Source organism: Ruminococcus sp. SR1/5 (assembly GCF_000209835.1).
GTDB classification, from domain to species: domain Bacteria; phylum Bacillota; class Clostridia; order Lachnospirales; family Lachnospiraceae; genus Blautia_A; species Blautia_A fusiformis.
In genome coordinates this window covers 2,786,895-2,793,122 of the sequence record NC_021014.1, presented here as the reverse complement: position 1 = coordinate 2,793,122, position 6,228 = coordinate 2,786,895, and the positions used below count along the sequence as shown (strand labels likewise).

9 protein-coding genes are annotated in these 6,228 nt (G+C 37.3%); 1 reads left to right on the top strand and 8 read right to left on the bottom strand.

Features of this window, described 5'->3' with window-relative positions:
- Positions 1–176: 176 nt before the first annotated feature.
- From CK1_RS13920 to metK, 8 genes are all read right to left on the bottom strand, one after another.
- Complete coding sequence (locus tag CK1_RS13920; protein ID WP_015526825.1) at positions 177–872, bottom strand: hypothetical protein; 696 nt, start codon at positions 870–872, stop codon at positions 177–179.
- On the bottom strand, positions 862–1,155 hold the full coding sequence (locus CK1_RS13915; protein ID WP_015526824.1) for a hypothetical protein: 294 nt from the start codon (positions 1,153–1,155) through the stop codon (positions 862–864). The genes CK1_RS13920 and CK1_RS13915 overlap by 11 nt, the downstream gene beginning before the upstream one ends.
- A gap of 17 nt (positions 1,156–1,172) precedes the next feature.
- Complete coding sequence (locus CK1_RS13910) at positions 1,173–1,394, bottom strand: DUF5348 domain-containing protein (RefSeq protein WP_015526823.1); 222 nt, start codon at positions 1,392–1,394, stop codon at positions 1,173–1,175.
- 48 nt (positions 1,395–1,442) lie between these two features.
- Positions 1,443–2,099, bottom strand: coding sequence for a recombinase family protein (locus CK1_RS13905; RefSeq protein ID WP_005340281.1), 657 nt, complete (start codon positions 2,097–2,099; stop codon positions 1,443–1,445).
- A gap of 222 nt (positions 2,100–2,321) precedes the next feature.
- Positions 2,322–2,450, bottom strand: a complete 129-nt coding sequence (locus tag CK1_RS13900) for a winged helix-turn-helix domain-containing protein (RefSeq protein ID WP_306289109.1) — start codon at positions 2,448–2,450, stop codon at positions 2,322–2,324.
- Positions 2,426–2,722 carry a response regulator transcription factor gene (locus tag CK1_RS13895; protein ID WP_306289133.1) on the bottom strand — a complete coding sequence of 99 codons (297 nt, stop codon included), beginning with the start codon at positions 2,720–2,722 and terminating at the stop codon, positions 2,426–2,428. The genes CK1_RS13900 and CK1_RS13895 overlap by 25 nt, the downstream gene beginning before the upstream one ends.
- A gap of 55 nt (positions 2,723–2,777) precedes the next feature.
- Complete coding sequence (locus tag CK1_RS13890) at positions 2,778–3,797, bottom strand: alpha/beta fold hydrolase (RefSeq protein ID WP_015526822.1); 1,020 nt, start codon at positions 3,795–3,797, stop codon at positions 2,778–2,780.
- Positions 3,798–3,816: 19 nt separating this feature from the next.
- Complete coding sequence (gene metK / locus CK1_RS13885; RefSeq protein ID WP_015526821.1) at positions 3,817–5,007, bottom strand: methionine adenosyltransferase; 1,191 nt, start codon at positions 5,005–5,007, stop codon at positions 3,817–3,819.
- Positions 5,008–5,730: 723 nt separating this feature from the next.
- Between metK and CK1_RS13880 the strand changes: the two genes are divergently transcribed.
- The gene (locus CK1_RS13880) at positions 5,731–6,123 is read left to right on the top strand and encodes a tyrosine-type recombinase/integrase (RefSeq protein WP_306288936.1); all 393 of its coding nucleotides are present in this window, start codon (positions 5,731–5,733) and stop codon (positions 6,121–6,123) included.
- Positions 6,124–6,228 lie beyond the last annotated feature (105 nt).

Here is a 6,228-nt window from a genome sequence, read left to right as displayed (position 1 = left end):
CAAAGTTATATTGCGTTATTATTGTTTTATTTATAATTCAATCTATTTGCAAATATATTTGTAATTTCAATAAAAAATACGCAAATACTATATTTGCGTATTTTTATTGAAACTCACTAGAACTGCAACAGCAGCTCATATAGCATCCTATAACGTTTTCCAATCCAGCCTATTCTTTATAATGGAATGATCCTTGGAACTTGTACTCCTGCTGTAATTCCCATTTCTATCTTTCTCCTATAATCCCGAAAACTATGGATACGAAACCCAGGCATTCCCCAAGCACAAGAAATTTTGCGAACATAGTACTCGTTTGATTTTGTGAATATTTTCCCTTGCTTCCTGTGCAATAACTTCATAATCCGTAACGACTGAGTTGAAATCTTAGGAAACGTTCCATTAACTTTTTTATACAAATCTCCTCTTTTGGTTTCTTCCAAAATAATAGTTTTTCCATGCATACAGGACCATTCTATACATGGAATATCTGCACTTCTTATCCCTGTTTCCATTGCAATTCTCAAAAATAAGGAAGTTTCAAAATCCTTTTTATATAGGAATTGATCTGCTATCATCTTGTAATGATCAACAAAATAAATTTCTCCTATCTTTCTTTGTAGTTCTGCCAAAGATATGCTATTCAGCCATTCCAGTTTTCCTCTGTATTTTTCAACAAATATCATCCCCTGCTCAGCTTCAAAAGATTGCCTCAAATCACGGATAGCCTCTGACCAACATTTTCTTTGTCCAGGTAACAATAAACATACCATTTTCTGTAAAAATTTTTCTTCACTATCCGGATTCCACTGTATTAAACGCTTTAGTTCTTCATAGGCTTGATTTACTTTATATTCCATTGTACTATTTCTCATCTTCAGATTCTCCTTCGTATGGCTCTAAAATCTTTGAAGCCCTCTCCACAAACATCCTGTCTGCCCCTGAAATCTCATATTCTTTCCAAAGTGTCTTATGTATCTGTTCCTCTGTTAAATCTCTACACTTTTCCTGCAGCATACGGACAAATGGATATATCATAGTCGCATGAATATTTTTCCCGGATCGTACCATATCTCCTTCCATTTGATATGCTTCCTGTAAGCATTCCAGTATAATGCGAACATCCGTAACACTTTCTCTCATTGTGCTTCCCCTCATCAGGCTTATCCTCCTATTTACATACGTACTCTCAATCCATCTAATCTCGACACGTTCAGTCCAACCAGATACCAGTCATCTCCCATTTCAATTCGGACCGGAACCCAAACATTTTTCACCTTTACATCAAAACATTCCCCGCAATGTAGTCCTCCATAAAAAGATTCCAAATCAAAACGTATATCATACCTCCCTGTTTCAGTATCATAAAACAATGTACCTTCTCTGTGTTCACTCATAATATCTGCCTCCTTAAATTTTTCTTTTACTTAGTAATTACCTCATCTCTATACAGATTGAAGAAATTCCGGAAAAATTTCATAAAAGTTTTTCCGATACCGATAATAGGTAGAAGAAGTTAACCCCAACTCCCGCTGCAGTTGTGTCGGTGTTACCTTCTTTTGTACCACCCTCATAAATTCCTGGTTAAACTTTTCCTGTTCTATAGCCCGTGGTCTTCCTACTTCATCCCATTCACCCCGAAGCCTTTTTGCCTCCATACCTTCCTTTTGTCGCTTCTCCTTTTTCTCCATCTCTGCCTGTGCCATGGATGCATAGAGTTCAATCATCATATTATTGATTGTTTCTATCATCATCTTTGCCAGATTATTTTCCATCTGAGACAGGTCAAACAACGTGGTAGGAAGTTCCAATACCATTACCCGAACCCCTTTTTCTTCTAAAAAACGTAGCTGCTTTAAAATCTCCTGCTTGTTCCTGCCAAGTCTGTCCAGCTCTGTAATAATCAGGGTATCCCCTACCCGTAAAACATCTTCCACAAGAACGGTATAACGTGGTCTGTCAAAATTTTTACCGGTTATCTTATCTGTAAAAATACTTTCCAGTTTAATTTTCTGATTTTCACAGAACCTCTTTATTTCTATAATACCTCGGTCCAAGTGTTGTTCCTTAGTACTGATTCTGTGATACCCATAATATGCCATACGTATCCCCCTTTATACATTCCCAAAAAGTCTTAAAATATTTTGGCATATCTCAAAACTTTCTTATATACTTTTTGGAAATAAAAAAATAGCCTATTACATCTCCCATCAAAAAGCATACTTTTTGGGAGGTGACTTTCACTACTTCTGTACGCAAGATGGCATAAAAAAGCAACAAAAAAAGACAGAGGTTTTTAAAAATTTCCTCTGTCTTCAGATCAACTATTCTGGAAAGATGTCCATCTTTTTTCCTTCAAACTTATATCCTACACCTCTCACTGTTTTAATATAGCGGCACTGCTTTAGCTCCGGTTCAATTTTCTTTCTCATACTGGATACCAGACAGTACACAATATTATCAATGCTTTCCGGCAATTCCTCGTTATAAAGAATCTCAAAAATTTTTCTTTGGTAAATATCACACCTGGTCTCCCTGACAAAAGCATAAACAATTCATACTCTGCTTTCGTTAAGACGATCTCCGTCTGTCCTCTATAAATCTTATGATAATCCGGATAAATCCTAAAATCGGAATTTTCTTCATCCTCTCCCCGGATGTTTTTTATATTTTCCACTACATATTCTTTGTATCCCAATACAGTTGAAATAGTTACTTTCCCCAAGCTACACTTCCCTTCTGTTTTCTCTTATTTAGAAATCTCATCACACAGATTCCTTTTAAAAATGATTCTCTATTCTCCATTCATCGATAAGCTGGACAACCTGCGTTAAATTGGTATACCAGATATAATGTCCTCCATTTACAATATATAACTGGTGATTACCAGATTCTAAATCCAATTGATTTCTATGAGCAGTCTCCCATGCCGGAACATTTTGTACATTCTCTGAAGAAATCATGGTTAATACAGGAAGTGCCGATGGGAATTTTTTATTCTTTATAGAGAGTAATGATTGATCCATCCCGTTCACTTCATTTCTAATCGTATCGTTGCTGCTTAAAGAATATGCCTGAATGTATTCCTCCCTATCACTCTCCGTATAAGTGTACCCGGAAACCTGTGGTAATGCTGCCCCATATTTATCTGGATCTGTTTTCAGTGCCATCTGGAATTCTTCCAAAGAAGAAAAAGAATTCTTGATTTTCTGAAATTCATCAATTCCCTGCAGCATATATTTCTTTTCCATTTCCATAGCCTCTGCCAGTTCTTCATCATATACCGTATTATCAACAGCAATGAAACCTTTTACTTTTTCGGGATAATTCTGTACAAAGTTGAGTCCATATACTCCAGAAATCGAATGTACCAGCAATACACACTGCTTAATTCCCATGGTGTCCAGTGCAGCATTCAATTCACTATTGATATTATCTACAGTTCGATCCGTTGCTGCAACATCACTAAGCCCATATCCAAACGGCTCTACAATCACTATGTTAAAACTCTCATCTAAAGATTGTGCCAGAGGTTTGAAGTAGATATGCGGTGATGGAACTCCCAGAGCCGGCATCATCACCAATGTGGTTTTTCCTTCATCTGCAAATGTTTCTCCACTTGCATCCAATTTTCCATACAAAGCAAGATGCATATTATTCCCTTTCACCGTGATATATTTACTCGCATATCCAACTTGTGTTGCTCCCATAGCATATACCATATTAGAATTCCCTACCAAAAATGCAAACAGCATCGCAACCGTCACAATTCTTGAGATTTGCTTTTTGTATCTTCTCATACGCTCCCTCCTAAGTAAATTATTTCAAATATTTTTTCAGTTCTTCTACCTTGTCTAATCTTTCCCATGGAAGGTTGAGATCATTTCTTCCAAAATGTCCATAGGCTGCCGTCTGTTTATAGATTGGACGGCGGAGATTCAACGTCTGAATGATTCCTGCTGGTCGCAGATCAAATTCTTTTCTTATCATATCTACCAGACTCTCATCTGAAATTTTCCCGGTTCCAAAGGTGTCTACCATAATAGAGGTCGGATGAGCCACCCCAATTGCGTAAGACAACTGAATTTCACATTTTTTTGCTAGACCTGCAGCCACAATATTCTTCGCAACATAACGAGCAGCATAAGATGCAGAACGATCTACTTTCGTACAGTCTTTTCCAGAAAAAGCTCCGCCGCCATGCCGTGCCATACCACCATAGGTATCTACAATAATCTTGCGTCCTGTTACACCACTATCTCCGTGAGGACCACCAATGACAAAACGCCCTGTTGGATTGATGAAAAATTTTGTATTCTCATCTACCAGTTCTGTTGGAATAATCGGTTCCAATACATATTTTTTTATATCTTCGTGGATCTGCTCCTGTGTCACATCTGGATCATGCTGTGTTGACAGAACCACTGCATCCAACCGGTGCGGAATACCTGCTTCGTCATATTCTACAGTAACCTGACTCTTACCGTCCGGTCTTAAATAATTCAACAAACCATCTTTACGGACCTGCGTAAGCTGCCGAGTCAATTTGTGTGCCAGTGAAATTGGATATGGCATAAATTCATTCGTTTCGTCACATGCGTAACCAAACATCATACCCTGATCCCCAGCACCAATTGCATCAAGCTCTTCTTCTGACATTTTGTGTTCTTTTGCTTCCAATGCCTTATTCACACCCAAAGCAATATCTGCTGACTGCTCATCAATTGCCGTTAAGACGGCACAGGTATGTGCATCAAATCCATAATCTCCGTTGTCATAACCAATTTCTTTAATCGTTTCTCTTATCACCTGCTGCATATCTATATACGCATTGGTCGTGATTTCTCCTATCACTAATACCATACCCGTTGTAATTGCAGTCTCACAGGCCACTCTGCTCATCGGATCCTTCTCCATAAGAGCATCCAATATGGCGTCTGATATGGCATCACAAATTTTGTCCGGATGCCCTTCTGTTACTGATTCTGAGGTAAATATTCTTTTTTCCATAGTAAATTCTCCTTTGTATCAATATTTCATATTTGTCAATAACATAAAATATCTTTACTATTATTACTATATTTTTTGTCTACATTGTACTTTTTTCTGTCCGGTTGGTTTTATCTTTAAACCAAATAACTTTTCTATTCTTCTACGAAATAACATATCCGTCTGATTAATTCTGGAATATTAACAGGACTGGTTATATAGTCGCTTACACCCTCATGGCGATATTGATATTCTAAAGATAAATCTATATTATCAGTGATATAAAAACGGCAACTCTCTGAATATTGGCTCCTTCGTGTTTTGATATATTCCAGCAAGCTTTTTCATAGAATAAAAAAATCCATAGCAATTCCATCTTGTAAAAACAAATCACACAGAATCAATTCAATATCTTGACATTCTAATAGTTTATTCTCTGCTTCCCATATAGTTTCTACCATAATCATATATATCCCCTTTTTAAGAAATCTCAATCATCCCACCAGAACATGAGCAGATCATAAAAGAAATTGCAATGGAACCCAGTCCAAATAAAAACGAACGCTATTTGTATAGATATGGTCCTGCCATTGTATTCCTTTTAAACACAGGTTTACGTGGTGGTGAATTGCTTGCATTAGGTCAATCTTCTATCGTGCCCTTTTTAGGACGGCGTGGCATTAAAATCACACATACGCTTAGCAGGGTTAAAAACAGAGAGGCCGGTTCCAAAAAAAGACTAAAATGATTTTGACTCCTCCAAAATACCCAAATAGTTTACGGACTATTCCATTAAACAAGGAAGCTGAATTTTCACTATCATGTATGATGGAGCTATACGATAAAAATCGGGTTTTTCCAGATTTGATATTATCTACGCAAAATGGTGTCAGCCCTACAATCCAAAATTTAGCCAATACGCTAAAGAAAATTTGTAAGCGTGCTGAGATTCCAGAATATAATCTTCATGCACTACGGCACACTTTTGCAACAAATCTGATCCGGCAGACTCACAATATGGGAGAAATAAAGGAAGCTGCTGAAATCATTGGCGATAACTATGAGGTGATCATGCGTACTTATGTTCATACAGACAGTGAACGTAAGGTAAGTTTAATTGATGCTATGATTGCATAAATCTTCCGCTTAACAGAGGAAATGGTTGTCTACAGTATGATGGCACAGGCTGTAACAAGCAAAATTCTGCCACCTTATCGTCCACCTTACGAAACGATTTTACTT